Annotated in this window: 1 protein-coding gene; it reads right to left on the bottom strand. The window is 44.5% G+C overall.

Annotation, left to right across the window (positions count from 1 at the left end; all coding sequences use genetic code 11):
• The coding region (locus AAEY55_RS18490; RefSeq protein ID WP_350552722.1) for a hypothetical protein at nt 1–254 on the bottom strand (254 nt) is incomplete at both ends.

Raw genomic sequence — 254 nt, 5'->3', positions numbered from 1 at the left:
TCTGCCTCCTGTTTGGTTAAGGAGGAGGCGCTATTGGGCTGATGATCTTGCTCATCAAGAGCGACTGGCTGATGTGGCTCATCTGAGTGTTGATTCTGTGAGTCTTCAAATTTTTGTATATTACCACGCATCTTTGCCAGCTCACGCTTCATATCTGTCTCAGTCTGACGGATGTTTGCTAGCTCATCTTGCATTTGTTTTCGTGTTTCAGTCAGATCAAGCTCAGACTCTATTTCAGATTGTAGGGTGGATAT

Source organism: Pseudoalteromonas sp. 120-MNA-CIBAN-0494 (genome assembly GCF_040308885.1).
Lineage (GTDB): Bacteria > Pseudomonadota > Gammaproteobacteria > Enterobacterales > Alteromonadaceae > Pseudoalteromonas > Pseudoalteromonas nigrifaciens.
The sequence above is the reverse complement of the archived record's forward strand: the minus strand, read 5'-3'. Positions and strand labels throughout refer to the sequence as shown.